The organism is Enterobacter cloacae complex sp. P38RS, assembly GCF_014930775.1.
Classification (GTDB): domain Bacteria; phylum Pseudomonadota; class Gammaproteobacteria; order Enterobacterales; family Enterobacteriaceae; genus Enterobacter; species Enterobacter bugandensis.
Genome location: NZ_JADBRS010000002.1, coordinates 41,462 through 66,796, shown reverse-complemented (window position 1 = coordinate 66,796; position 25,335 = coordinate 41,462). Strand labels below are relative to the sequence as shown.

Here is a 25,335-nt window from a genome sequence, read left to right as displayed (position 1 = left end):
GCGAATTACGGCCTTGTAGTAGAAACAGAATTAACAAACCACTGCTGGATATTGCCCATCGCGCTGTGCGAGGTATCCAGAATCGGCTGCGGGAAGAAGCCCAACAGCACCAGCAGTACGACCAGCAGCAGGATGATGAACAGCTCACGCAGCGACATCCCCGGCAGTTCTTGTGCAGCAATTTCGCTCTTCGCTTTACCGAAGTAAGCGCGGTGCAGCATCGCCAGCGAGTACACGGAAGCGAACACCAGACCAAAGGTGGAGATCACGGTAATCACCGGTACCACTTTGAAGCTGCCGAACAGAATCATGAATTCGCCGACGAAGTTACCGGTACCCGGCATCCCCAGGGTAGCCACCGCGAAGAACATGGAGAGCGCTGGCAGCCATTTAATTTTGCTCCACAGACCGCCCATCATACGCATGTCGCGGGTATGCAGACGTTCGTACAGCTGGCCGCACAGGATGAAGAGACCGGCTGCGGACAGACCGTGCGCAATCATCTGGATCACCGCGCCCTGGTACGCCAGCTGGCTGCCGGTGTAGATAGCAATCAGCACGAAGCCCATGTGGGAAACGGAGGTATAAGCAATCAGACGCTTGATGTCGTATTGCGTGAAGGCCATCCAGGCACCGTAGAAGATACCGATCACACCCAGCCACATGGCAATCGGAGCGAACTCCGCGGAGGCATTCGGGAACAGCGGCAGTGCGAAACGCAGCAGACCGTAGGCCGCCGTTTTCAGCAGGATGCCCGCCAGGTCAACGGAACCCGCCGTTGGTGCCTGGGAGTGCGCGTCTGGCAGCCAGCCGTGCAGAGGAACCACCGGCATTTTCACCGCGAAGGCAATGAAGAAGCCCAGCATCAGCAGGTATTCAACGCCGTGTGACATCGGGGTCTTCAGCAGGTCTTCGTAGTTGAAGGTCCAGGTGCCGGTTGCGTTGTGATGAACGAACACCAGCGCCAGAATGGCAATCAGCATTACCAGACCGCTCGCCTGGGTATAGATGAAGAACTTGGTTGCCGCCGTGATACGCGTTTTACCGTCGGACGCCTTGTGGCCCCACAGCGCGATCAGGAAGTACATCGGCACCAGCATCATCTCCCAGAAGAAGAAGAACAGGAACATGTCGATGGCAAGGAACACGCCGATCACGCCGCCCAGGATCCACATCAGGTTCAGGTGGAAGAAGCCCTGGTATTTTTCGATTTCTCGCCATGAGCAGAGTACCGCCAGAACGCCGAGCAGACCGGTCAGCACCACCATCAGCAGCGACAGACCGTCAATCGCCAGGTGGATCGTAATGCCGAAACGCGGGATCCACGGCAGGATGAACTCAGACTGCCACTGCGGAATGCCCGCAGACTGGGTCAGTGAGTAACCGCCCTGCAACCACAGTTGCAGGCCAAGCGCGAGCGTCAATCCCATGGTGATCAGCGCGATCCAGCGCGGCATCTTCACGCCAAAGCGTTCGGTCTGCCAGCACAGGAAGCCGCCGATGAAGGGAATTAATATTAGCCAGGGTAGTAACATGGCGATTTACATTCCTTTTTAAGGCCCCCAGCAGGGGCCTGATTTTCAACGAATTCGAATAAAATTCACTTAACGATCAACGCAATACCATCAGCAGCGCCAGCACCACAACCGCACCGATGCTCATGGACGCCACATACCAACGCAGGTAACCGTTCTCGCTGTACAGCAGGCCTTTACCTGCAAAGCGGGAGAGGATCGCCGGGATGTTCATCAGGCTGTTCAGCGGGTCGCGCTTCAGCAGCCACGCAACGCCCAGGAACGGCTTAACGAAGATCATGTCGTACAGCCAGTCGAAGCCCCACGCGTTGTACCACCAGGTGCCCAGCAGGCGGCCCGGCGCACTGTTGGCCACGGCAGTGACCAGCGTACGTTTGCCCAGCCACAGCCATGCCGCAATCAGGATACCCGCGATAGCGACCACACCGGAGGTGATTTCAAGCGTCAGAACGCGACCGTGCTCAAGCTCGGTGGTGTCTGGCAGTACGCCCTGCAGCGGTGGCACAATCATCGCGCCAACGAAGGTGGACAGTACCAGCAGCACAATCAGCGGCAGGTGGTGGGTAATCCCCTTCCCTGCGTGAGCGTGAATTTGTTCTTTACCGTGGAATACGATGAAAATCATACGGAAGGTATACAGGGAGGTCATGAACGCACCGACCAGACCCGCAACCATCAGATTGATATGACCATTCGCCATAGCACCCGCAAGGATTTCGTCCTTACTGAAGAAGCCCGCGGTGATCAGCGGCAGTGCCGCCAGCGCCGCGCCGCCCACCAGGAAGCAGACATAGACCAGCGGGATGGACTTACGCAGTCCGCCCATCTTGAAGATGTTCTGCTCGTGATGGCAGGCCAGAATCACCGAACCGGATGAGAGGAACAGCAGCGCTTTGAAGAACGCGTGCGTCATCAGGTGGAAAATGGCCGCGTCCCACGCCTGAACGCCCAGCGCCAGGAACATGTAACCAATCTGGCTCATGGTGGAGTACGCGAGAACGCGCTTGATGTCGGTCTGAACCAGCGCGGCAAAGCCTGCCAGCACCAGCGTGACCGCACCGACGATACCCACCAGATGCAGAATTTCCGGAGTCATCAGGAACAGGCCATGAGTACGCGCAATCAGGTAAACACCGGCGGTGACCATGGTCGCGGCGTGGATCAGCGCGGAGACAGGGGTTGGACCCGCCATCGCGTCGGCCAGCCATGTCTGCAGCGGCAGCTGCGCGGATTTACCCACGGCACCACCCAGCAGCATCAGCGTTGCCCACCACAGCATGTTATTGCCTGCCTCGAAGTGTGCTGGCGCCAGTTCCACCATCTCGCGGAAGTTCAGCGTGCCCAGTTCGTTGTAGAGAATGAACAGCGCGAACGCGAGGAAGACGTCACCCACGCGGGTCACGACGAACGCTTTCATGGCCGCTGCGCCATTCTTCGGATCGGTATAGTAGAAACCGATCAGCAGGTAAGAGCACAGGCCCACGCCTTCCCAGCCCAGATACATCAGCAGCAGGTTATCGGCCAGCACCAGAACCACCATGCTGGCAATAAACAGGTTGGTGTAGGCGAAGAAGCGGGAGTAACCCTCTTCACCGCGCATGTACCAGGAGGCAAACATGTGGATCAGGAAGCCGACGCCGGTGACCACGGAGAGCATGGTCAGCGAGAGACCGTCCAGCACCAGGTTGAAACCGATGTTGAAATCACCGACCGACATCCAGGTCCACAGCGGCACGCTGAAAGGCTGGCGTCCGTTGTTAAAGAAGTCGATACCCGCATACGCTGTCACCAGCGCGGCCAGGCCGACAGAGCCCATGCCAACGGTCGCGGACAGATTCTCAGACCAGCGGCCGCGAGAAAACGCCAGCAGCACGAAGCCAATCAGCGGAAAAATAATGGTTAAGGCAAGCATGTTCATCCACGCAACTCACTTACTGAATCGATGTTCAGATTCTGGCGGCGACGATGGAGCTGCAGCAACAGCGCCAGGCCAATACTCGCTTCAGCAGCCGCGAGGCTGATGGCGAGAATGTACATCACCTGACCATCGGTCTGGCCCCAGTAGCTTCCGGCGACCACGAAGGCCAGCGCGGAGGCGTTAATCATGATTTCCAGGCCGATCAGCATAAACAGCAGATTGCGGCGGATAACCAGACCGGTCAGACCCAGAACGAATAAAATCGCAGCGAGGATCAGTCCATGTGTTAAGGGGATCATGCGCGCTCCTCCGTTTTTCTTTTCGCGCGGTCGTCAGTGCGGTTGCTCAGCACCTCGCCAGCACGCTCTTCGCGGCCAACGTGGAAAGCCACAACCAGGCCTGCCAGCAGCAGCATAGAGGCCAGTTCCACCGCCAGAACGTATGGGCCAAAGAGCGTGATACCCACCTCTTTCGCACCAATTGGCGTGCCGTCGATGCCCTGATCGTTCACGCCCAGAATGGCGTAAACGATCACCACCAGCATGATGGCCGACAAAATTGCCGGGCCAATCCACACCTGCGGTTTTAACCACTGACGTTCCTGCTCAATTTCAGAGCCGCCCAGGTTCAGCATCATCACTACGAACACGAACAGCACCATGATGGCCCCGGCGTAAACGATGATCTCCAGCGCACCGGCGAAGTGCGCGCCCAGCGCGAAGAACACCCCGGAAATAGCCAGCAGCGAAATGATTAAGTACAGCAGCGCATGCACCGGATTGGTGTGCGTAATCACTCGCAGCGTAGCCAGGATGGCGATAAGGCCACAGATATAAAAAGCGAATTCCATTGCCCTCTCCTTACGGTAACAGGCTCTTGACGTCGATAGGCTTAGCTTCGTTCTCTGCTTCGCCCTTATCTTTGCCGTCGATTGCCATACCCGCCATCCGGTAGAAGTTATATTCCGGGTATTTGCCCGGACCGGAAATCAGCAGATCCTCTTTCTCGTACACCAGGTCCTGACGCTTGTACTCACCCAGCTCAAAGTCTGGAGTCAGCTGAATCGCCGTGGTTGGGCACGCTTCTTCACACAGACCGCAGAAGATGCAGCGTGAGAAGTTGATGCGGAAGAACTCAGGGTACCAGCGGCCGTCTACCGTCTCGGCTTTCTGCAGAGAGATACAGCCGACCGGACACGCTACCGCACACAGGTTACAGGCAACGCAGCGCTCGGAACCGTCCGGGTCGCGCGTCAGCACGATACGGCCACGGTAGCGCGGTGGCAGATATACCGGCTCTTCCGGGTACATCCGGGTTTCGCGTTTAGCAAACGCGTGCAGGCCGATCATCCAGATACTGCGTACCTGGGTACCGAAACCTACCAGTAATTCTTTTAAGGTCATGGTCTATAGCCCCTTATGGCTGCTGCCAGAGAATGACAGCTGCCGTTACCAACAAGTTGACGAGCGTCAGCGGCAGGCACACTTTCCAGCCGAAGGACATTACCTGGTCATAACGTGGACGCGGTAACGCTGCGCGAATCAAAATGAACATCATCATGAAGAACGCGGTTTTCAGCGCGAACCAGATGAACGGCGGTAAGAACGGGCCATGCCAGCCACCAAAGAACAGCGTTACCATCAACGCGGAAATGGTGACGATACCGATGTACTCGCCCACAAAGAACAGACCGAACTTCATGCCGGAATATTCAATGTGGTAACCGTCGGCCAGTTCCTGTTCGGCTTCCGGCTGGTCAAACGGGTGACGGTGACACACGGCCACGCCCGCGATAGCAAAGGTAATAAACCCAAAGAACTGCGGGATAACGTTCCAGATGTCGGCCTGGTTGTTGACGATGTCGGTCATGTTGAATGAACCGGCCTGCGCCACCACGCCCATCAGGGAGAGTCCCAGGAACACTTCGTAGCTCAGCGTCTGCGCGGAAGCACGCATCGCACCCAGCAGCGAGTATTTGTTGTTACTGGACCAGCCTGCGAACAGGACCGCGTAAACCGCGAGACCTGCCATCATCAGGAAGAACAGAATGCCGATGTTCAGGTCAGCGACCACCCAGGTCGGGCTGACCGGAACGATAGCAAACGCCAGCAGCAGCGAGGTGAAGGCGATCATCGGTGCCAGAGTAAAGATCACGCGATCCGAGAAGCGAGGGATCCAGTCCTCTTTAAAGAACATCTTGATCATGTCCGCGACCAGCTGGAGTGAACCACCCCAGCCCACGCGGTTCGGTCCGTAACGGTTCTGGAACAGACCGAGCAGACGACGTTCACCAAAGCTCATGAACGCGCCGCAGGTGACCACCACCAGCAGGATCACAATCGCTTTCAGAATGCTCAGCAGGATGTCGATAAGATCCGGCGTTAACCAACTCATGCTTTTGCCTCCTGCAGATTATCAAGACGCGCACCCGCCAGAACCGGCGCGATGCCAGGCATACCCATCGGCAGACCGACCTGCCCTGCTGTCAGATTTTCAGAAATAATCAGCGGCAGGCTGATGGTCTGGCCGTCATAGCTAAAGGCGATGTTCGCGCCCGCGTTAACGCCAAGCTTCGCGGCATCCGCCGGGTTGAGCTTGATGTAAGGCTGCGGCATACGGGTCTGGAAGACCGGTGAACGCTGGGACAGCTCGTCGCTACCGAACAGGTGGTAGTACGGGGCAATACGCCAGTTACCGTCCTGCGCCTGGAAGCTCGCCGGTACGGTGGTGAAGAAGTCCAGACCGGTTTCGGAAGCTTCAATCAGACGCACGCCCGGATCGCCGTGGCGCAGGGAGCCGCCCACTTCAGCCTGGAACTTGTTCCACGCCTGCGGGGAGTTCCAGCCCGGAGCCCATGCGAACGGGATTTGCGAACGCGGGGCAGACGGCTGGTTGTTCCCTTCCATGGAGAAGGCGAACATGGTGTCTTTATCCTGCGGCTGGCGCGGTTCGTGCACGCTGATGTTGGCACGCATCGCGGTACGGCCGCTGTAGCGGTGCGGTTCACGCGCCAGCTTCTGGCCGCGGATGCGGAAGCTTGCTTCAGGTGCGGCATCTTTAATGCCTGCCAGCTGAGGCAGTTTTTCAACTACCGCGTCGATAACGTGGTCGAGCTGCGTCCAGTCCACTTCACGGCTCTGCACGGTGCTGTGCAGGGAGTGCAGCCAGCGCCAGCTTTCCAGCATCACGGTGTTGCTGTCGTAGTACGCCGGGTCATAAACCTGGAAGAAACGCTGGGCGCGGCCTTCGTTGTTGATAACGGTACCGTCGCTTTCTGCGAAGCTTGCCGCAGAGAGCACCAGGTGCGCTTTGTCCATGATCGCGGTGCGCTGGTGGTCAATGACCATCACCAGCGGCGCTTTGGAGAGCGCGGCGTCAACGCGAGCGGCAGACGCGTGGCGGTGCAGATCGTTTTCCAGCACCACCACGGCGTCAGCGGCACCGGATTCCAGTTCGCTTAACGCTTCTTCCAGCGAGCCGCCGCCAATCATGCCCAGACCGATGCTGTTTACCGCACGGGCAATCATGGTCACGCCGACGTCTGCACCGCGGCCTTTCAGGGCTTTGGCAACGTTCGCGGCGGCCTGAATGATTTCAGCGCTACCGGCGTTGGTTCCGGAGATAATCAGCGGTTTCTTCGCACCTGCGAGGGCCTGAACAATCACGTCAACCTTGTTTTGCAGGTCGCGATCCAGCTCAACGGCCGGTGAGCTGTTGTCCAGCGCGTGGGCAATGGCAAAGCCCAGGCGCGCCTGGTCTTCAACCGGCGCGCAGTAGGTCCACGCGGCGATATCGTCCAGACGGGTGTTGTCGACGTTGGTTACAAACAGAGGATGCTTCGCGCGCTGGCCGATGTTCAGGATTGCCGCAATCTGCCAGTCAGCCACTTTCTGCGCCGCTGCCATTTCACGTGCTTTACCCTTCACCGCCTGACGAACCGCCAGGGCCGCGCGGGCGCCGGTCTGCGTCAGGTCTTCACCCAGCACCAGAACCGCATCATAGGATTCAATTTCGCGCAGCGCAGGGGTATGGATACCACCTTCACGCAGCACTTTCAGTACCAGCTGCAGACGTTCCTGCTCGCCCTGGGCGATTCCGGTATAGAAGTTTTCCGCCCCGACCAGCTCGCGCAGCGCGAAGTTGCTTTCGATACTGGCGCGCGGGGAGCCGATGCCGATCACTTTCTTCGACTGGCGCAGGATATCTGCCGCGCCCTGCATCGCCTGTTCAGCGTTCAGGGTAATAACGTCGTCGCCACGGCGCTGAACCGGCTGACGCGGACGGTCTTTCAGGTTCACATAGCCATAGCCGAAACGACCGCGGTCGCACAGGAAATAGTGGTTAACGGTACCGTTGTAACGGTTTTCGATACGACGCAGTTCGCCGTAGCGCTCACCCGGGCTGGTGTTACAGCCGAGGGAACACTGCTGGCAGATGCTTGGTGCAAACTGCATGTCCCATTTACGGTTGTAACGCTCGGAGTGGGTTTTATCCGTGAATACGCCGGTCGGACAGATTTCTACCAGGTTACCGGAGAATTCGCTCTCCAGCACGCCGTCTTCCGGACGGCCGAAGTAGACGTTGTCGTGCGCGCCATAGACGCCCAGATCCTGACCATCTGCATAGTCTTTGTAGTAACGCACGCAGCGGTAGCAGGCGATGCAGCGGTTCATTTCGTGAGAGATGAACGGCCCCAGATCCTGGTTACGGTGGGTACGCTTGGTAAAGCGATAGCGACGGAAGCTGTGACCGGTCATCACGGTCATATCCTGAAGGTGGCAGTTACCGCCCTCTTCACAAACCGGACAGTCGTGCGGGTGGTTGGTCATCAACCACTCCACCACGCTTTCGCGGAACTGTTTGGCTTCTTCGTCATCAATCGAAATAAAAGTGCCTTCGGTGGCTGGCGTCATACAGGACATCACCAGGCGACCACGCGTGTCTTCCGCGTTTTGATATTGCTTCACCGCACACTGGCGGCAAGCACCGACGCTGCCCAGCGCCGGATGCCAGCAAAAGTACGGAATATCGAGGCCAAGAGACAGACAAGCTTCCAGCAGGTTGTCCGCCCCGTTGACTTCGTATTCTTTGCCGTCTACATGAATCGTAGCCATTAGCATGCTTCCAGTTGGCTCGGTCGAAACCGAGCGTTAATCAAAATTCTTGTCGTTACCAGCGCGCTTTCAGCAGGTTCGGCTGAATACCATTGATCGAATGGGTATTGCTGAACGGCTGCTTGATGCCTGCTTCGAATTCGTCGCGGAAATATTTAATCGCGCTCTGCAGCGGCTCGACGGCACCCGGTGCGTGGGCGCAGAAGGTTTTACCCGGGCCTAAGAATCGACACAGTTGCTCAAGCGTCTCGATATCGCCAGGCTGGCCTTCGCCACGTTCGATTGCGCGCAGGATCTTCACGCTCCACGGCAGACCATCACGGCACGGTGTACACCAGCCGCAGGACTCACGGGCGAAGAACTCTTCCAGGTTACGCACCAGCGATACCATGCCGATCTCGTGGTCGACGGCCATCGCCAGCGCCGTACCCAGACGGCTGCCTGCTTTACCAATGCTTTCGAATTCCATCGGCAGGTCAAGGTGGGCTTCGGTCAGGAAGTCTGTCCCTGCCCCACCCGGCTGCCAGGCTTTGAATTTCAGGCCATCGCGCATGCCGCCGGCGTAGTCTTCAAGAATTTCGCGTGCGGTGGTACCGAACGGCAGTTCCCAGACGCCAGGGTTCTTCACGCGACCGGAGAAGCCCATCAGCTTGGTACCGGCATCTTTGCTTGAGGAGATGCCCTGATACCACTCCACGCCGTTGGCGAGGATAGCCGGGACGTTACACAGGGTTTCGACGTTGTTTACGCAGGTCGGTTTACCCCACACGCCGGAGCTTGCCGGGAACGGTGGCTTGGAACGAGGGTTCGCACGGCGGCCTTCCAGGGAGTTAATCAGCGCAGTTTCTTCACCGCAGATGTAACGCCCGGCACCGGTGTGCACGAACAGTTCGAAGTCAAACCCGGTACCCAGGATGTTTTTACCCAGAAGGCCGGCTTCGGTGGCTTCGGCAATCGCGCGACGCAGGTTTTCTGCCGCTTCGATGTACTCACCGCGCAGGAAGATGTAGCCACGGTACGCTTTCAGCGCAAACGCGGAGATCAGCATGCCTTCCACCAGCAGGTGCGGCAGCTGCTCCATCAGCAGGCGGTCTTTATAGGTGCCTGGCTCCATTTCATCGGCGTTACACAGCAGGTAACGGATGTTCATGGATTCGTCTTTTGGCATCAGGCTCCACTTCAGACCGGTGGAGAAGCCCGCGCCGCCACGGCCTTTCAGGCCGGAATCTTTCACCGCATTAACGATGTCGTCCGGCGCCATGCCGCCGAGGGCTTTGCGCGCACCGGCATAGCCGTTTTTGCTCTGGTATTCGTCGAGCCATACCGGCTGTTTGTCATCGCGCAGACGCCAGGTCAGCGGATGCGTCTCAGCAGTACGAATTACAGTTTTCATTTGTACTGCTCCAGCAGGTCAGGAATCGCTTCCGGCGTCAGATGGCTGTGAGTGTCCTCATCAATCATCATGGTCGGCCCCTTGTCGCAGTTACCCAGGCAGCAGGTTGGCAGCAGAGTAAAGCGTCCATCGAACGTGGTCTGGCCCGGCTTGATATTGAGCTTTTTCTCAATCGCAGCCTGAATGCCCTGATAGCCGGTAATGTGGCAGACGACGCTGTCACAGTAGCGGATCACATGGCGGCCTACCGGCTGACGGAAGATCTGGCTGTAGAACGTGGCTACGCCCTCTACGTCACTTGCCGGAATGCCCAGCACTTTTGCGATCTCGTAAATCGCCCCATCCGGCACCCAACCACGCTGTTTCTGTACGATTTTCAGCGCTTCAATGGACGCCGCACGCGGGTCTTCGTAGTGGTGCATCTCGTGCTCAATGGCGGCACGCTCTGCTTCACTCAGCTCAAAAGCCTCGGTTTGTGGTTGTTGATTCTCGTGCATAATTAGCGGTCCACATCTGACATAACAAAATCGATACTACCCAGATACACAATCAGGTCAGAGACCAGACTGCCGCGGATGGCGGACGGGATCTGCTGCAGGTGCGCAAAGCTCGGCGTACGCACGCGGGTACGGTAGCTCATGGTGCTGCCGTCGCTGGTCAGGTAGTAACTGTTAATACCCTTGGTCGCTTCAATCATCTGGAAGGATTCTTGCGCCGGCATGACCGGGCCCCAGGAAACCTGCAGGAAGTGGGTGATCAGGGTTTCGATATGCTGCAGCGTGCGCTCTTTCGGCGGCGGCGTGGTCAGCGGGTGATCCGCCTTGAACGGGCCTTCCGGCATGTTGTTGAGGCACTGCTCAAGGATGCGCAGACTCTGGCGCAGCTCTTCCACTTTCAGCATCACGCGGGTGTAGCAGTCGGACACACCGCCGCCAACCGGCACTTCAAAGTCGAAGTTCTCGTAGCCAGAGTAAGGACGGGCTTTACGCACGTCGAAATCAATACCGGTCGCGCGCAGGCCAGCACCTGTAGTCCCCCACTCCAGCGCTTCTTTCGCGCCATAGGCAGCAACGCCCTGGGAACGGCCTTTCAGGATGGTGTTGCGCAGCGCGGCTTTCTCGTAAGACGCCAGACGCTTCGGCATCCAGTCGAGGAATTCACGCAGCAGGCGGTCCCAGCCGCGCGGCAGATCGTGTGCCACACCGCCGATACGGAACCAGGCCGGGTGCATACGGAAGCCGGTAATCGCTTCCACCAGATCGTAGATTTTCTGACGATCGGTAAAGGCGAAGAAGACTGGAGTCATCGCGCCGACGTCCTGAATGAACGTAGAGATGTACAGCAGGTGGCTGTTGATGCGGAACAGTTCTGACAGCATAACGCGAATCACGTTAACGCGATCCGGTACGGTGATGCCTGCCAGTTTCTCAACGGCCAGCACGTATGGCATTTCGTTTACGCACCCGCCGAGGTACTCGATACGGTCGGTATACGGAATGTAGCTGTGCCAGGACTGACGCTCGCCCATCTTCTCAGCACCGCGGTGGTGGTAGCCGATGTCAGGGACGCAGTCGACAATCTCTTCGCCATCAAGCTGAAGAATAATACGGAATGCACCGTGCGCAGACGGGTGGTTCGGACCGAGGTTGAGGAACATGAAGTCCTCGTTTTCAGTACCGCGCTTCATGCCCCAGTCTTCCGGCTTGAAGGTCAGCGCTTCCATCTCCAGATCCTGCTTGGCTTTGGTCAGCTCAAACGGATCGAATTCGGTCGCACGTGCCGGGTAGTCTTTACGCAGCGGGTGGCCGGTCCAGGTCTGCGGCATCATGATGCGCGTCAGGTGCGGGTGGCCGTCGAAGGTCATGCCGAACATTTCCCAGGTTTCACGCTCATACCAGTTAGCGTTCGGGAAAAGTTTGGTGATCGTCGGCAGATGCATGTCGTTTTCAGACAATGCCACCTTGAGCATGATATCCGTGTTGCGGTCTATTGAGATCAGGTGGTAGAAAACGGAAAAATCCGCAGCAGGGAGACCCTGGCGGTGCGTTCTCAGACGTTCGTCCATGCCGTGTAAGTCAAACAGCATGACGTAAGGTTTTGGCAATTTCTTGAGGAAATCGACAACTTCCAGCAATTGTTCACGCTTCACCCAAACAACGGGTACCCCGGTGCGGGTCGCCTGAACGGTAAAGGCATCCGGCCCAAAACGGTTGCGCAGTTCGCCAATAACGGGGTCATCAAGATGATCCCGGGTCTGCCAGGCGGCTTCTTGCGCGGTTAAGTCGGTCATATTGTTCACCATTGCAAATGGTCCGTGGTGACTGTTAAGCCTGGCTTCGCGCTATTTGAGTAGTGATATGCGAAGGTTTTCTCCAGGCCTACAGGCGCAAATTAAATTTCGTCAGGCGTACGCAGGTTGGTGACGGCAATACGTTCACCGCGTTTACGCTCGCGCTCGGACTGCATGTTCGCGCGATAGACACCCTGATCGCCAACAACCCATGAGAGTGGGCGACGTTCTTTACCGATAGACTCCTGCAGCAGCATCAGCGCCTGCATATAGGCTTCTGGGCGCGGCGGGCAGCCCGGGATGTAAACATCCACCGGAATGAACTTATCAACGCCCTGTACAACGGAATAAATGTCGTACATACCGCCGGAGTTTGCACATGCGCCCATGGAAATAACCCATTTTGGCTCCAGCATCTGGTCATACAGACGCTGAATAACAGGTGCCATTTTGGTAAAGCAGGTACCGGCCACCACCATCAGGTCAGCCTGACGCGGGGAAGCACGCAGTACCTCGGCCCCAAAACGCGCAACGTCATGCACCGCAGTGAATGACGTCACCATTTCAACGTAGCAGCAAGAAAGGCCAAAGTTGTATGGCCAGATGGAGTTCTTACGACCCCAGTTGACCATATCGTGCATGGCATGTTCGAGTTTGCCCATGTACACGCTTTTGTTGACTTCTTGCTCCAGGGGGTCGGTTACGATCTCCTGTTTTTGCAGGGGGTAACGGTCATTCTCACCGTTAGGATCTATGCGGGTGAGCGTATAATCCATCTTATTGCCTCGCTGTTACTGCTGACGATTAGAGATACTGTTTTCCGGGTTGATGTGTTCACGACGTGAACGCGCAGGCGTCCAGTCAAGCGCGCCAATACGCACCAGATAAACCAGACCGGCCAGTAGCACTAAAATGAAAATTGCGGCCTCGACAAAGCCCACCCAACCACTTTCGCGAATGGAGGTCGACCATGCGAACAGGTAGAGCGCTTCCACGTCAAAGATGACGAAGAACATCGCTACCAGATAGAACTTGGCAGACAGGCGTAAGCGAGCGGAACCTACTGAATCAATACCTGATTCGAAAGGTGTGTTTTTGTGCCTTGCACGGGCGCGACCGCCCAGGAACCAGCCGCCGACTAACATCAGGCAGCACAGGCCAATGGCTACAATAAGAAAGATTGCGAATGCCCAGTGATGAGCGATGACTTCTGTGGATGTTGACATACTCATTGCTTACTCATCAAAAGTGATACCGACGACACTGCTCTTGCTGGCAGATGGGCATCACATCGATTCATGGGGAGGAACAAATAACCTTACACTAACTGTCTGAAATGAGACGTAGACAGCAAAATGATGGGGTTTTTTACTCCTTTCTATAACCTATTGTCAACTTTAACAAAGGTTTCTTCACATTAAATTACATCGAGCGATTCTCATTAACATTTGGTGCCCTTTAACCCTGGTGGTTACCTGACTTTTCGTCAAATGCATGTTGTTGAATCGTGTCCGTTTTGGAAGTAAAAAAAATAACCCTCCTATTTTGACAGGATTTGCCAACGATTCCTCCCCCCAAATAGGAGTATTTTCTTGATCTGAGACACGCTTTTGTTAATTCACCCAAAAAACCGGCAACATATTTGCTGCTTTTTTAACATCAAGGGGTTATGGATGAAGTTAGAACGGAAAGTGAACAAGATTTAAGCAGAAGCATTTATTCCCTTGATATGTATGTTTTATTTATGAAAACCCTGTAACGAAAGAGGATAATAATGGCAAAAAAAAGCCACTGCGTGCGAAAACGGCACGAGTGGCTTTTTTTTACACTTACAATTTGTTACCAGAATTTTGAGCTTTTGATCACTCAAAGTCACCTTCAACGATCAGGGAATCATCCCCCCCTTCGGAGGTAACATGCTCGAACTGCCATGGGTTATGGTAATTTTCCATCGCCTCAAACACCACCTTCGCCAGCTCGTTATGACTGGACGCGTTATGGCAAAGCAGATACTCGGTATCCGGCAGCGCTGGGAGACCATCAGATTTACCGAGAACGCGCAGATCGGGGCTCATCATCTCTACCGGACGGGCCGTTACGCCAAGACCCGCTTTCACGGCGGCACGCACCGCGGGCAGCGTGGACGCTACATAGGCCAGACGCCACGGAATGTTGGCTTCATTTAACGCCGTAAGCACCATATCCCGGAAAGGACTCGGATCGTCCAGTAAAACCAGCGGTACGGGTTCCCCTTTTTGCAACACGTATTCCGCTGCGCAATACCAGTGCGTTGGCGATGTGCGCAAGGTCAGACGATCAAACTGTCCGGGACGATGCGTCGTGACCACCAGGTCGACCTTGTTCTCATTTAACATCTCAACCATAAAGGCATTACGCTTTACGCTCACATCCAGCGCAAGCTTCGGATAAACCGAGCTAATTCGGTTGAGAAGAAACGGCAATATTGTATCCGCTGACTCATCAGATGCCCCTAAGGTTAACACCCCCTGAAGGTTGCTAAACATTAATGACATACATGCTTCATCATTAAAGCGAAGAATTTTCCTGGCATAACCCAGTAGCTGAATACCGTGTTCCGTTAAGAGCTTATTACGCCCGTGACGGGCAAAAAGCTCTTTCCCAACCAGTTGCTCCAGCCGCTGCATTTGCTGGCTAACGGCGGACTGAGTTCGGCAGACGGCGGCAGCAGCTGCTGCAAAAGTGTTGAGATCGGCGACCGCAACAAACGTTCTCAGCAGATCGAGGTCGAGATTCATTATCGGACGATTTGCATTTATCATATCTATTCACTTTCAGGTTGCTCGTGCGGAGCTGCCCGGGTTGAAGCTGTGTGTAACAGTTAAGCAATTCCTTCTGAAGGTTTTCCCTCGCATCCCGGCCCGGCAGACTGCCTGACAGATAGTTATTGTGCTGCTTTATATCAACAGTCAGAAAGCACGTTTCATGACGTTATTTTTATTCTCTTAAACGTTCAGGATATTTAGATGTTCGCAGGGTTATGTAAATTACATTAAAGGCGTAACACTTTTTCTGCCATCTTTTTCGCAGCGCTGTCAACGTAGCAGGAGATGTTTGACACATTCCAGCCAGAGATAACTCCAACAATAACAATCAATTAAATCGGAAAATCAGTTTCAAAAATGCAAAACCACTGTATCTTTCTACTGCTTTCCGTATAGACATCTTAACCCAAATCCACTTTATTTATAAGTCTTATTGCAATATTCAGGATTAAAGAGGTTTGTTAAGCTTCTAAACTAATTTTATTAGAATTAACTAAAGTTGCATTTTGTTGGTTAATAATAAATAAATTTTAATTTAGATTATGGTCATTCATTAATAACACTTAACATTAATTTCACATGATTAACTTTTAGCCGCTCCGGGCTATTACTGCAAGGTCCCTTCAACACTCAGGTTTTACGAAATGTCACCCAGCGTAACTTCTGCTTGTTGTCTGCGCGTTTTTTATTTTCCATCAGAACAATATACAAAATTCACATAAATTCACAGCACAATCAACCTTTATTTATGGTTTGTACATGACGTTAAGGCAGTAAAAGCGTCAGTCAATAGTTAAAAAGATTCATCACAATTTCGCTATGAGCACAAAATCTTCTTCTGCACACCCTTCAAAACGAAGCGTGGGGGGAGTACATTATTCCGTGCTGACTTCCACGGCAGGGAGTGGCAATAATAGCGAAAAGGTTAAAGGTTCATGTCCCCTATCGAAAAATCCAGCAAGCTAGATAACGTCTGTTATGACATCCGTGGCCCGGTTCTGAAAGAGGCAAAACGCCTTGAAGAAGAAGGCAACAAGGTTCTGAAGCTCAACATCGGCAACCCCGCGCCATTTGGTTTTGAAGCGCCGGATGAAATTCTGGTTGATGTGATCCGCAACCTGCCTACGGCACAAGGCTATTGTGACTCAAAGGGACTTTACTCCGCCCGTAAAGCCATTATGCAGCACTACCAGGCGCGCGGTATGCGTGACGTTACCGTCGAAGATATCTATATCGGCAACGGCGTCTCCGAACTTATCGTTCAGGCCATGCAGGCGCTGCTGAACAGCGGTGACGAAATGCTGGTTCCCGCGCCGGACTATCCGCTGTGGACCGCAGCCGTATCGCTCTCCAGCGGTAAAGCGGTACATTATCTTTGCGACGAATCCTCTGACTGGTTCCCGGATCTGGATGACATTCGCGCGAAAATCACGCCTCGCACGCGTGGGATTGTGATCATCAACCCGAACAACCCGACGGGCGCGGTCTATTCAAAAGAGCTGCTGATGGAGATCGTGGAGATCGCCCGCCAGCACAACCTGATCATCTTCGCTGACGAAATCTACGACAAGATCCTGTACGACGCGGCGCAGCACCACTCTATCGCCGCGCTGGCGCCCGACCTGCTGACCGTCACCTTTAACGGACTGTCTAAAACCTACCGCGTGGCCGGTTTCCGTCAGGGCTGGATGGTGCTGAACGGCCCGAAAAAGCACGCAAAAGGCTATATTGAAGGGCTTGAGATGCTGGCGTCGATGCGTCTTTGCGCCAACGTGCCTGCTCAGCACGCGATCCAGACGGCGCTGGGCGGCTACCAGAGCATCAGCGAGTTTATCGTCCCTGGCGGTCGCCTGTACGAACAGCGTAACCGCGCATGGGAACTGATCAACGATATCCCGGGCGTCTCCTGCGTGAAGCCGAACGGGGCGCTGTATATGTTCCCGAAAATTGACGCGAAGCGCTTCAATATCCACGACGATCAGAAAATGGTGCTCGATTTCCTGTTGCAGGAAAAAGTGCTGCTGGTTCAGGGGACGGCGTTTAACTGGCCGTGGCCGGACCACGTGCGTATCGTGACCCTGCCACGTGAAGACGATCTCGAAATGGCTATCAGCCGCTTCGGGCGATTCCTCTCTGGATACCATCAGTAATCTTAAAATCAGGCTACTTCGGTAGCCTGATTTGCATCTTCCCTCCCCTCCCCGCACAATGAAGTCCTGTCGCAGTGAAGACAAAAGGTAACCTATGAGTCAGAGCCATTTCTTTGCCCACCTCTCCCGCCTGAAACTGATCAACCGCTGGCCGCTGATGCGCAACGTGCGTACAGAGAACGTGTCTGAGCATAGTCTTCAGGTTGCTATGGTTGCTCATGCGCTGGCTGCCATTAAGAATCGCAAATTTAACGGGCAGGTGAATGCCGAGCGCATCGCTTTGCTGGCGATGTACCACGACGCATCAGAGGTGCTGACCGGCGACCTGCCTACGCCAGTGAAATATTTCAATTCTCAGATTGCTCAGGAATATAAGGCTATCGAGAAGATTGCCCAGCAGAAGCTTATCGAGATGGTGCCCGAAGAGCTACGCGATATCTTTGAACCGCTCATCGACGAGCATCAGTATACGGAAGATGAAAAGTCGCTGGTCAAGCAGGCCGACGCGCTGTGCGCCTATCTGAAGTGTCTGGAAGAGCTGTCTGCGGGCAATAATGAGTTTTTACTGGCGAAAACGCGTCTGGAAAAAACGCTAGAATCCCGCCGCAGCGAAGAGATGGACTACTTCATGCAGGTATTTGTGCCGAGCTTCCATCTATCGCTGGACGAGATTAGCCAGGATTCACCGTTGTAATTTTAGCCGGGTGGCGGCTTCGCCTTACCCGGCCTACGTTTCTGCGCTCACGCTAAAACGGGAATAACACCGGAATTAACACCACGCACACCACCATCACCAGCACGGTGAACGGCACGCCCAGCTTCACGAAATCGCTGAACTTATAATTCCCCGGCCCCAGCACCAGCGTGTTCACCGGCGATGAAACCGGCGTCATAAACGCCGCGGATGCCGCCATCGCGACCATCATCGCAAACGGGTACGGCGACACGCCCATAGATTTCGCCATCGCCAGCGCAATGGGCGCCATCAGCACCGCCGTCGCGGTATTCGAGATAAATAACCCTATCGTGGCGCACATGACAAACAGACAGACCATCATCATGTACGGTCCATACCCGCCGCCCACGTCCATCAAGCCTTTTACGATCAGATCCACCCCGCCGGTTTTTTGCAGTGCCAGGGCAAAGGGCATCATCCCGACGATAAGAATAATGCTCGGCCAGTGAATGGCTTTATACGCGCTTTCGGCGTCAATGCAGCGGAATTTCCCCATCAGCAGGCAGGCGATAATGGCTGCGACCGGATTAGGGATTTCATCGGTCAGCATCAGCGCCACCATCAGCACCAGACAGAAAATCGCATGGGGCGCCTGGCTGTGCGCCGGGGAGGCATCGCTCTCCTCGACCGGCATGTTGAGCACCACAAAATCACGCCCTTTTTGCCCGAGCTGGCTTATCAACTTCCAGTTGCCGACCACGAGAAAGATATCTCCCAGCAGGATCGGCTCATCGACGACGGCCCCTTCCATCGCCACGCCATCACGCTTCAGCCCCACTACGTTCAGGCCATAGCGGGTACGGAAACCCATTTCACGCACGGTTTTACCCAGCAGTTCCGATTCCGGTATCAGCGACACTTCGGCCATCCCCACATCCAGCGCCTGGTCGGAGAAATACTCGCCGCGTAGCACCATCGGCTCCAGCAGCTGCTCGCTACAGAACTCTCGCAGATCCACGTCCGCCGTTGACATATCAATCAGCAGGACATCACGCGCGCGGAACTCTGATACCCCGTTCACGTTAACGATCACCCGACGAAAACGACGCCAGCGCTCAACCCCGATCACGTTCGCGCCATAACGCTCGCGCAGCTTAAGGTCGTCGAGCCGCTGGCCGACCATCGGCGAGCCGGGGCGAATGGCCAGACGGCGCGCCCGCCCGGTGAGGCGGTACTCTTTGATCAGATCGCGGAAGGTACGTCGCTTCCACCCCTCTTTATTCTTATCCTGTTTGTCGCCTTTGAGGGCAAAACGGGTCAGCAGCATGTAGACCACGCCCATCGCCAGAATCACCAGTCCAAGCGGGGTGACGCTGAAAAAGCTGAAGCCCTGAAACCCTTCACGAATCAGCTCGCTGTTGACAACCAGGTTCGGCGGCGTCGCCACCAGCGTCATCATTCCGCTGATCAAACCGGCAAAGCTCAGAGGCATCATCAGGCGCGACGGCGAGCTCTGCATCCGCATTGAAACGCTCAGCACCACCGGGATAAAAATAGCGACCACGCCCGTTGAGCTCATAAACGCCCCCAGCCCGGCGACCGTCAGCATCAGGTAGATCAGCATTTTGGTTTCACTGCTGCCGGCCACCTTAACCAGCCACGCGCCCATGATGGTCGCCACGCCGGTGCGAACAAGGCCGTCGCCGATGATAAACAGGGCAGCTATAAGGATAACGTTGGGGTCGCTGAACCCGGAGAAGGCTTCCGGTAGCGTGAGCGTGCCGCTCAGCACAAACGCGACGATGACAAACAGGGCGACGGCATCCATGCGCACCTTGCCTGTGGCGAAGAGAATAATGGCGATTAAAAGCAGGCTCAGAACCCAGATCAGTTCACCGTTCACAACCTATCCTTGTCAGTGGAAGATGAGAAATTTTGCCATAAAAAAGCCCCAGCAGCGTGGGGCTATATCATGGGATTACATTTTTAGCGAGACGGTTACAACTCCGTCGGGCGCTTTTGACACCGCCAGCGCCGTCAGGGAATGAATCACAAAGTCCGCCTCGTCCAGGCGTGGAGATCCCGCCGGAACGTTAACGGCAATGACGTGGCTCCCGGCGTTCAGCCCGGCCAGCACGCCAGCGGCCGCATCTTCCACCACCACACACTCTGCAGGCGCGAAGCCCAGCATTTCTGCACCAAGCAGAAACGCATCCGGCTCCGGCTTGCCGCGTTTAACGCGCTCAGCCGTAATGAACACCTCAGGCTTCGGTAAACCGGCCGCCTTATGGCGGGCATGCGCGACCGGAACAGAGCCGGAGGTGACGATAGCCCACGGGATTTGCGCTTCATTCAGATGCTCAAGCAGTTCGCGCGCCCCGGGCAGCGCGGTAATGCCCTCGGTGTCGGTGGCCTCAATCTGCTCCAGGTATTTGAACTCCGCCTGGATCTCTTCCTCAGAACGCCCCGCTAAAAAGTGCCGCAATGAGGTAATGGCCTGTTTGCCATGGATAAAATTCAGCACGTCCTGATGGTCGATGCCGTGCCGGTCGGCCCAGTGGCACCAAGAACGCTCCACCACCGGCAGCGAATCCACCAGCGTACCGTCCAGATCAAACAGAAAACCTTTACACTGCACACGCACCTCCGTCAGGCATTAATGATTTGTTGAATTTCGTTGCTGCTTAAATGGTACTGACGCGGGCAGGCGTGCCACGCGCTCAGCATACGTTGATATTTATCCCACATGGGGGTTTGGGCGTTGAAGCCGTGCGTTCCCGCATCAAAATGGGTGTAGCGCCCTTCGGTGTTCACCATAAAGCGAACATAGCTCAGATAGCGCGCTTCCGTCGCGGCATCAAAGCCTAAAAAGGTCACGCGACGTTCGTCAATGGTCTGCTGGTCTTTGAGATTCGTCCAGGAGACGTGCAGAGCGTGATACATCTCCATAATGTCGATCACGATGCGGCAGGTTTCTTCTTTCAGCTCGCCAAACTCGCGGTCCAGTTCGCGCATTTGCAAACCAAAACCGCGTTCGACGATGGTTTGCAGGCGGCTGTAGCGCGCAGCGTTATCGGGATCAAGCATAGTCATCATCTTGTACTGGTTAGACAAAATCAGACGTTGAGCATGGGTCATTTCCATCTTTCGACTCCTGTAGCGCATTGCACTGTAAAAAAAAGACACGGTAACGGTGTGTTACTGTGCCTTCTTTTGTTAGTCGTTTCGATGATCAATCACAAGTCATCGAGGAATGTTTTATCCAGCTGCTTAAAAGCACGCTTTAACGTGTCCGCCAGCGCCTGGTAATCCGGCTTGCCTTCAACCGGGGCCAGCGCCTGCCCGGCCTCCTCCAGTTTTCCACGCACTTCATAAAACCAGTGTAAAATAGAAGGCGGAAGCGGCGTAATGGAGCGTTTGCCTAACCACCACAGCCCCTGCATCGGCAGGCTTAACGCGAAGAGCGCCGTTGCGACGGCAGGACCAAGCTGTCCACCGAGGGCGATTTGCCAGCACAGAGTAAAGATAGCGACCGGAGGCATAAAGCGAATCGCATAGCGCGTGGCGCGGATCGTGCGATTCTCAATAAACATTGGCGCAAGGCGCTTTTCCATTGGCCACGTCTTTGCGTAATGCTGTCCCCGACGAAACAGACTGAAAAAGCTCACGGACGGGATTTCGGGTGTCGACATGGCTGTACCTCAACTTCACATATAAAAATTAAAATTTTTGTGCAAAACCACAACAGGCTATGACAACGTTCAAAATATTTTGTCATCGCTACCCCGTATCGGGTATTCTGTGCCAGCCTGATAGGGCCGTAGACGAGAAGCGTTAACTCGTCAAATTATCGCATATTATGCCATTGTCTGAAAAATGTTCAAAATGGCTTAAAATCATAGGTATTTCTTCCATCCTGCCAGAATGTTCGTTTGGCATGATGTTAATCATAAACGTCTGGGTCAGCTTGCGTTACGCTTTTAGGCTCATTGACGTTTTTTTAGCCACGTATCAATTATAGGTACTTCCATGTCGAGTAAGTTAGTACTGGTTCTGAACTGCGGTAGCTCTTCACTGAAATTCGCCATCATCGATGCGCTCAACGGTGACGAGTACCTCTCTGGTTTGGCCGAATGTTTCCATCTGCCTGAAGCACGTATCAAGTGGAAGATGGACGGCAGCAAACAAGAAGCGGCTTTAGGTGCAGGCGCCGCTCACAGTGAAGCGCTGAACTTTATCGTTAACACTATTCTGGCACAAAAACCAGAACTGTCTGCTCAGCTGACTGCGATTGGTCACCGTATCGTCCACGGCGGCGAAAAATACACCAGCTCCGTTGTCATCGACGACTCAGTTATCCAGGGCATCAAAGACTCTGCCTCTTTTGCTCCGCTGCATAACCCGGCGCACCTGATCGGTATAGCTGAAGCGCTGAAGTCCTTCCCGAATCTGAAAGACAAAAACGTGGCCGTGTTTGACACCGCGTTCCATCAGACCATGCCGGAAGAGTCTTACCTCTATGCCCTGCCGTACAGCCTGTACAAAGAGCACGGCGTACGTCGCTACGGCGCGCACGGCACCAGCCACTTCTATGTGACTCAGGAAGCCGCAAAAGTCCTGAACAAGCCGGTTGAAGAAGTCAACATCATCACCTGCCACCTGGGCAACGGTGGTTCTGTTTCTGCTATCCGCAACGGTAAATGTGTTGATACCTCTATGGGTCTGACCCCGCTGGAAGGTCTGGTGATGGGTACCCGTTCCGGTGACATCGACCCGGCGATCATCTTCCACCTGCACGACACACTGGGCATGAGCGTTGACGACATCAACAAAATGCTGACCAAAGAGTCTGGCCTGCTGGGTCTGACCGAAGTCACCAGCGACTGCCGTTACGTTGAAGACAACTACGACAGCAAAGAAGACGCGAAGCGTGCAATGGACGTTTACTGCCACCGTCTGGCGAAGTACATCGGTTCTTACACCGCGCTGATGGATGGTCGTCTGGACGCGGTTATCTTCACCGGCGGCATCGGTGAGAACGCGGCAATGGTACGTGAACTGTCCCTGGGCAAACTGGGCGTACTGGGCTTCGAAGTCGATCACGAGCGTAACCTGGCTGCCCGCTTCGGCAAGTCTGGCTTCATCAACAAAGAAGGCACCCGCCCGGCTATCGTTATCCCAACTAACGAAGAGCTGGTCATCGCGCAAGACGCGTGCCGCCTGACTGCCTGATTCCACACCGCCAGCAATGCTGGCGGTGCTGTTTTGTAACCCGCCCAACGCGGCGGTAACGAAAGAGGATAAACCGTGTCCCGTACTATTATGCTGATCCCTACCGGAACCAGCGTCGGCCTGACCAGCGTCAGCCTCGGCGTGATCCGCGCTATGGAACGCAAAGGCGTTCGTCTGAGCGTCTTTAAGCCTATTGCCCAGCCTCGTGCCGGTGGCGATGCGCCAGACCAGACCACCACCATCGTGCGTAAGAACTCCAATCTTCCTGCGGCTGAACCGCTGAAGATGAGCCACGTTGAGTCTCTGCTCTCCAGCAACCAGAAAGACGTGCTGATGGAAGAGATCATCGCCAACTACCACGCTAACGCGCAGGACGCGGAAGTGGTGCTGGTTGAAGGCCTGGTCCCGACCCGCAAACACCAGTTTGCCCAGTCCCTGAACTTTGAAATCGCGAAAACCCTGAACGCAGAGATCGTTTTCGTGATGTCTCAGGGTACTGATACCCCAGAGCAGCTGAAAGAGCGTATCGAACTGACGCGCAGCAGCTTCGGCGGCGCGAAAAACACCAGCATCACCGGCGTGATCGTTAACAAACTGAACGCACCGGTTGATGAACAGGGCCGTACGCGTCCTGACCTGTCCGAAATCTTCGACGACTCTTCCAAAGCGAAAGTCATCAAGGTTGATCCGGCAAAGCTGCAGGAATCCAGCCCGCTGCCTGTACTCGGCGCAGTGCCATGGAGCTTCGATCTGATTGCCACCCGTGCAATCGATATGGCGCGTCACCTGAACGCGACCATCGTTAACGAAGGCGATATCAACACCCGCCGCGTGAAGTCCGTGACCTTCTGCGCGCGCAGCATTCCGCACATGCTGGAGCACTTCCGCGCAGGTTCCCTGCTGGTGACCTCCGCAGACCGTCCGGACGTGCTGGTTGCTGCCTGTCTGGCGGCGATGAACGGCGTGGAAATCGGTGCAATTCTGCTGACCGGCGGCTACGAAATGGACGCGCGCATCAGCAAGCTGTGCGAACGTGCGTTCGCTACCGGCCTGCCAGTCTTCATGGTGAACACCAACACCTGGCAGACCTCTCTGAGCCTGCAAAGCTTCAACCTGGAAGTGCCGGTTGATGACCACGAGCGTATCGAGAAAGTTCAGGAATACGTTGCGGGTTACATCGACGCAGACTGGATTGAATCCCTGACCGCGACCTCCGAGCGCAGCCGCCGTCTGTCTCCTCCAGCCTTCCGCTACCAGCTGACCGAGCTGGCGCGTAAAGCGGGCAAACGCGTGGTTCTGCCAGAAGGCGACGAGCCACGTACCGTTAAAGCGGCGGCTATCTGTGCAGAGCGCGGCATCGCGACCTGCGTGCTGCTGGGTAACCCGGATGAGATCAACCGCGTTGCGGCGTCTCAGGGCGTTGAGCTGGGCACAGGCATTGAAATCGTTGACCCGGAAGTGGTGCGCGAAAGCTACGTTGCCCGTCTGGTTGAGCTGCGTAAGAACAAGGGCATGACCGAAGCCGTTGCGCGCGAGCAGCTGGAAGACAACGTCGTGCTGGGCACGCTGATGCTGGAGCAGGACGAAGTTGACGGTCTGGTTTCCGGTGCGGTTCACACCACCGCGAACACCATCCGTCCACCGTTGCAGCTGATCAAAACCGCACCGGGCAGCTCGCTGGTCTCCTCCGTGTTCTTCATGCTGCTGCCTGAACAGGTTTACGTTTACGGCGACTGCGCGATCAACCCGGATCCTACCGCAGAACAGCTGGCAGAAATCGCTATCCAGTCTGCGGACTCCGCGACTGCCTTCGGTATTGAACCACGCGTAGCGATGCTCTCCTACTCCACCGGCACCTCGGGTGCAGGTAGCGACGTAGAGAAAGTCCGTGAAGCGACCCGTATTGCGCAGGAAAAACGTCCCGATCTGATGATCGACGGCCCGCTGCAGTACGACGCCGCGGTAATGGCTGACGTGGCGAAATCCAAAGCGCCGAACTCGCCGGTTGCCGGTCGTGCGACCGTGTTCATCTTCCCGGATCTGAACACCGGTAACACCACTTATAAAGCGGTACAGCGTTCAGCCGACCTGATCTCCATCGGGCCAATGCTGCAGGGCATGCGCAAGCCTGTGAACGACCTGTCCCGTGGTGCGCTGGTTGACGATATCGTCTACACCATCGCGCTGACGGCGATTCAGTCTTCGCAGCAGCAGTAATGTTTT

Annotated in this window: 21 protein-coding genes; 4 read left to right on the top strand and 17 right to left on the bottom strand. The window is 55.5% G+C overall.

All coding sequences use genetic code 11. The features are described 5' to 3' along the window. Positions 1-5: 5 nt before the first annotated feature. The 13 genes from nuoM to lrhA form a co-directional block, all read right to left on the bottom strand. A complete protein-coding gene (gene nuoM / locus IM303_RS03885; protein WP_008500214.1) occupies positions 6-1,535 on the bottom strand; it encodes an NADH-quinone oxidoreductase subunit M in 1,530 nt (509 codons plus the stop codon). Positions 1,536-1,611: 76 nt separating this feature from the next. Next, a complete protein-coding gene (gene nuoL / locus IM303_RS03880) occupies positions 1,612-3,453 on the bottom strand; it encodes an NADH-quinone oxidoreductase subunit L (protein WP_028013930.1) in 1,842 nt (613 codons plus the stop codon). Next, positions 3,450-3,752, bottom strand: a complete 303-nt coding sequence (gene nuoK, locus IM303_RS03875) for an NADH-quinone oxidoreductase subunit NuoK (protein ID WP_003861496.1) — start codon at positions 3,750-3,752, stop codon at positions 3,450-3,452. The genes nuoL and nuoK overlap by 4 nt, the downstream gene beginning before the upstream one ends. After that, positions 3,749-4,303, bottom strand: coding sequence for an NADH-quinone oxidoreductase subunit J (nuoJ, locus tag IM303_RS03870; protein ID WP_008500212.1), 555 nt, complete (start codon positions 4,301-4,303; stop codon positions 3,749-3,751). The genes nuoK and nuoJ overlap by 4 nt, the downstream gene beginning before the upstream one ends. Before the next feature lie 10 nt (positions 4,304-4,313). Continuing rightward, positions 4,314-4,856 carry an NADH-quinone oxidoreductase subunit NuoI gene (gene nuoI / locus IM303_RS03865; protein ID WP_003861491.1) on the bottom strand — a complete coding sequence of 181 codons (543 nt, stop codon included), beginning with the start codon at positions 4,854-4,856 and terminating at the stop codon, positions 4,314-4,316. A gap of 13 nt (positions 4,857-4,869) precedes the next feature. Then, the gene (nuoH, locus tag IM303_RS03860) at positions 4,870-5,847 is read right to left on the bottom strand and encodes an NADH-quinone oxidoreductase subunit NuoH (protein ID WP_008500211.1); all 978 of its coding nucleotides are present in this window, start codon (positions 5,845-5,847) and stop codon (positions 4,870-4,872) included. Then, entirely contained in the window at positions 5,844-8,567 is a 2,724-nt protein-coding gene (gene nuoG / locus IM303_RS03855) for an NADH-quinone oxidoreductase subunit NuoG (protein WP_193359604.1), read from the bottom strand. The genes nuoH and nuoG overlap by 4 nt, the downstream gene beginning before the upstream one ends. Before the next feature lie 55 nt (positions 8,568-8,622). Next, positions 8,623-9,960: an NADH-quinone oxidoreductase subunit NuoF gene (gene nuoF / locus IM303_RS03850; RefSeq protein WP_006811381.1), complete on the bottom strand. Its 1,338-nt coding sequence runs from the start codon at positions 9,958-9,960 to the stop codon at positions 8,623-8,625. Then, positions 9,957-10,457 carry an NADH-quinone oxidoreductase subunit NuoE gene (gene nuoE, locus IM303_RS03845; RefSeq protein WP_006176513.1) on the bottom strand — a complete coding sequence of 167 codons (501 nt, stop codon included), beginning with the start codon at positions 10,455-10,457 and terminating at the stop codon, positions 9,957-9,959. Before nuoE ends, nuoF begins: the two co-directional genes overlap by 4 nt. Positions 10,458-10,459: 2 nt before the next feature. Further along, positions 10,460-12,262, bottom strand: a complete 1,803-nt coding sequence (nuoC, locus tag IM303_RS03840; protein ID WP_028013933.1) for an NADH-quinone oxidoreductase subunit C/D — start codon at positions 12,260-12,262, stop codon at positions 10,460-10,462. 89 nt (positions 12,263-12,351) lie between these two features. Continuing rightward, entirely contained in the window at positions 12,352-13,026 is a 675-nt protein-coding gene (gene nuoB / locus IM303_RS03835; protein WP_003861482.1) for an NADH-quinone oxidoreductase subunit NuoB, read from the bottom strand. 15 nt (positions 13,027-13,041) lie between these two features. After that, positions 13,042-13,482, bottom strand: coding sequence for an NADH-quinone oxidoreductase subunit NuoA (nuoA, locus tag IM303_RS03830; RefSeq protein ID WP_014171000.1), 441 nt, complete (start codon positions 13,480-13,482; stop codon positions 13,042-13,044). A 630-nt stretch (positions 13,483-14,112) separates the two neighbouring features. Further along, complete coding sequence (gene lrhA / locus IM303_RS03825) at positions 14,113-15,051, bottom strand: transcriptional regulator LrhA (RefSeq protein WP_193359603.1); 939 nt, start codon at positions 15,049-15,051, stop codon at positions 14,113-14,115. A gap of 938 nt (positions 15,052-15,989) precedes the next feature. Here lrhA and alaA point away from each other — a divergent pair. After that, complete coding sequence (gene alaA / locus IM303_RS03820; protein ID WP_003861471.1) at positions 15,990-17,204, top strand: alanine transaminase AlaA; 1,215 nt, start codon at positions 15,990-15,992, stop codon at positions 17,202-17,204. A gap of 94 nt (positions 17,205-17,298) precedes the next feature. Continuing rightward, on the top strand, positions 17,299-17,898 hold the full coding sequence (yfbR, locus tag IM303_RS03815; protein ID WP_028013935.1) for a 5'-deoxynucleotidase: 600 nt from the start codon (positions 17,299-17,301) through the stop codon (positions 17,896-17,898). Positions 17,899-17,950: 52 nt separating this feature from the next. Here the strand turns inward: yfbR and IM303_RS03810 are convergent, their stop codons facing one another. From IM303_RS03810 to yfbV, 4 genes are all read right to left on the bottom strand, one after another. Further along, the gene (locus tag IM303_RS03810) at positions 17,951-19,783 is read right to left on the bottom strand and encodes an SLC13 family permease (protein WP_028013936.1); all 1,833 of its coding nucleotides are present in this window, start codon (positions 19,781-19,783) and stop codon (positions 17,951-17,953) included. A gap of 75 nt (positions 19,784-19,858) precedes the next feature. Continuing rightward, a complete protein-coding gene (locus IM303_RS03805) occupies positions 19,859-20,518 on the bottom strand; it encodes a sugar phosphatase (RefSeq protein WP_041908926.1) in 660 nt (219 codons plus the stop codon). 11 nt (positions 20,519-20,529) lie between these two features. Then, the gene (locus IM303_RS03800) at positions 20,530-21,024 is read right to left on the bottom strand and encodes a YfbU family protein (protein WP_003861461.1); all 495 of its coding nucleotides are present in this window, start codon (positions 21,022-21,024) and stop codon (positions 20,530-20,532) included. 92 nt (positions 21,025-21,116) lie between these two features. After that, a complete protein-coding gene (gene yfbV, locus IM303_RS03795) occupies positions 21,117-21,572 on the bottom strand; it encodes a terminus macrodomain insulation protein YfbV (RefSeq protein WP_028013938.1) in 456 nt (151 codons plus the stop codon). 337 nt (positions 21,573-21,909) lie between these two features. On the opposite strand from yfbV, the gene ackA reads away from it, so the two are divergent. Further along, positions 21,910-23,112: an acetate kinase gene (ackA, locus tag IM303_RS03790; protein ID WP_041908924.1), complete on the top strand. Its 1,203-nt coding sequence runs from the start codon at positions 21,910-21,912 to the stop codon at positions 23,110-23,112. Between the two features lie 75 nt (positions 23,113-23,187). Beyond that, positions 23,188-25,329 (top strand): phosphate acetyltransferase, encoded by a 2,142-nt coding sequence (pta, locus tag IM303_RS03785; RefSeq protein WP_041908921.1) that lies wholly within the window; start codon positions 23,188-23,190, stop codon positions 25,327-25,329. The last annotated feature ends 6 nt before the right edge of the window (positions 25,330-25,335 follow it).

Coding starts and splice junctions, on each gene's coding strand:
- lrhA (WP_193359603.1), bottom strand. CDS start 15,051: ATGATAAATGCAAATCGTCCGATAATGAATCTCGACCTCGATCTGCTG.
- nuoH (WP_008500211.1), bottom strand. CDS start 5,847: ATGAGTTGGTTAACGCCGGATCTTATCGACATCCTGCTGAGCATTCTG.
- yfbR (WP_028013935.1), top strand. CDS start 17,299: ATGAGTCAGAGCCATTTCTTTGCCCACCTCTCCCGCCTGAAACTGATC.
- IM303_RS03800 (WP_003861461.1), bottom strand. CDS start 21,024: ATGGAAATGACCCATGCTCAACGTCTGATTTTGTCTAACCAGTACAAG.
- nuoL (WP_028013930.1), bottom strand. CDS start 3,453: ATGAACATGCTTGCCTTAACCATTATTTTTCCGCTGATTGGCTTCGTG.
- nuoC (WP_028013933.1), bottom strand. CDS start 12,262: ATGGTGAACAATATGACCGACTTAACCGCGCAAGAAGCCGCCTGGCAG.
- nuoI (WP_003861491.1), bottom strand. CDS start 4,856: ATGACCTTAAAAGAATTACTGGTAGGTTTCGGTACCCAGGTACGCAGT.
- nuoK (WP_003861496.1), bottom strand. CDS start 3,752: ATGATCCCCTTAACACATGGACTGATCCTCGCTGCGATTTTATTCGTT.
- nuoG (WP_193359604.1), bottom strand. CDS start 8,567: ATGGCTACGATTCATGTAGACGGCAAAGAATACGAAGTCAACGGGGCG.
- nuoB (WP_003861482.1), bottom strand. CDS start 13,026: ATGGATTATACGCTCACCCGCATAGATCCTAACGGTGAGAATGACCGT.
- alaA (WP_003861471.1), top strand. CDS start 15,990: ATGTCCCCTATCGAAAAATCCAGCAAGCTAGATAACGTCTGTTATGAC.
- nuoJ (WP_008500212.1), bottom strand. CDS start 4,303: ATGGAATTCGCTTTTTATATCTGTGGCCTTATCGCCATCCTGGCTACG.
- nuoE (WP_006176513.1), bottom strand. CDS start 10,457: ATGCACGAGAATCAACAACCACAAACCGAGGCTTTTGAGCTGAGTGAA.
- nuoM (WP_008500214.1), bottom strand. CDS start 1,535: ATGTTACTACCCTGGCTAATATTAATTCCCTTCATCGGCGGCTTCCTG.
- nuoF (WP_006811381.1), bottom strand. CDS start 9,960: ATGAAAACTGTAATTCGTACTGCTGAGACGCATCCGCTGACCTGGCGT.
- ackA (WP_041908924.1), top strand. CDS start 21,910: ATGTCGAGTAAGTTAGTACTGGTTCTGAACTGCGGTAGCTCTTCACTG.
- nuoA (WP_014171000.1), bottom strand. CDS start 13,482: ATGAGTATGTCAACATCCACAGAAGTCATCGCTCATCACTGGGCATTC.
- yfbV (WP_028013938.1), bottom strand. CDS start 21,572: ATGTCGACACCCGAAATCCCGTCCGTGAGCTTTTTCAGTCTGTTTCGT.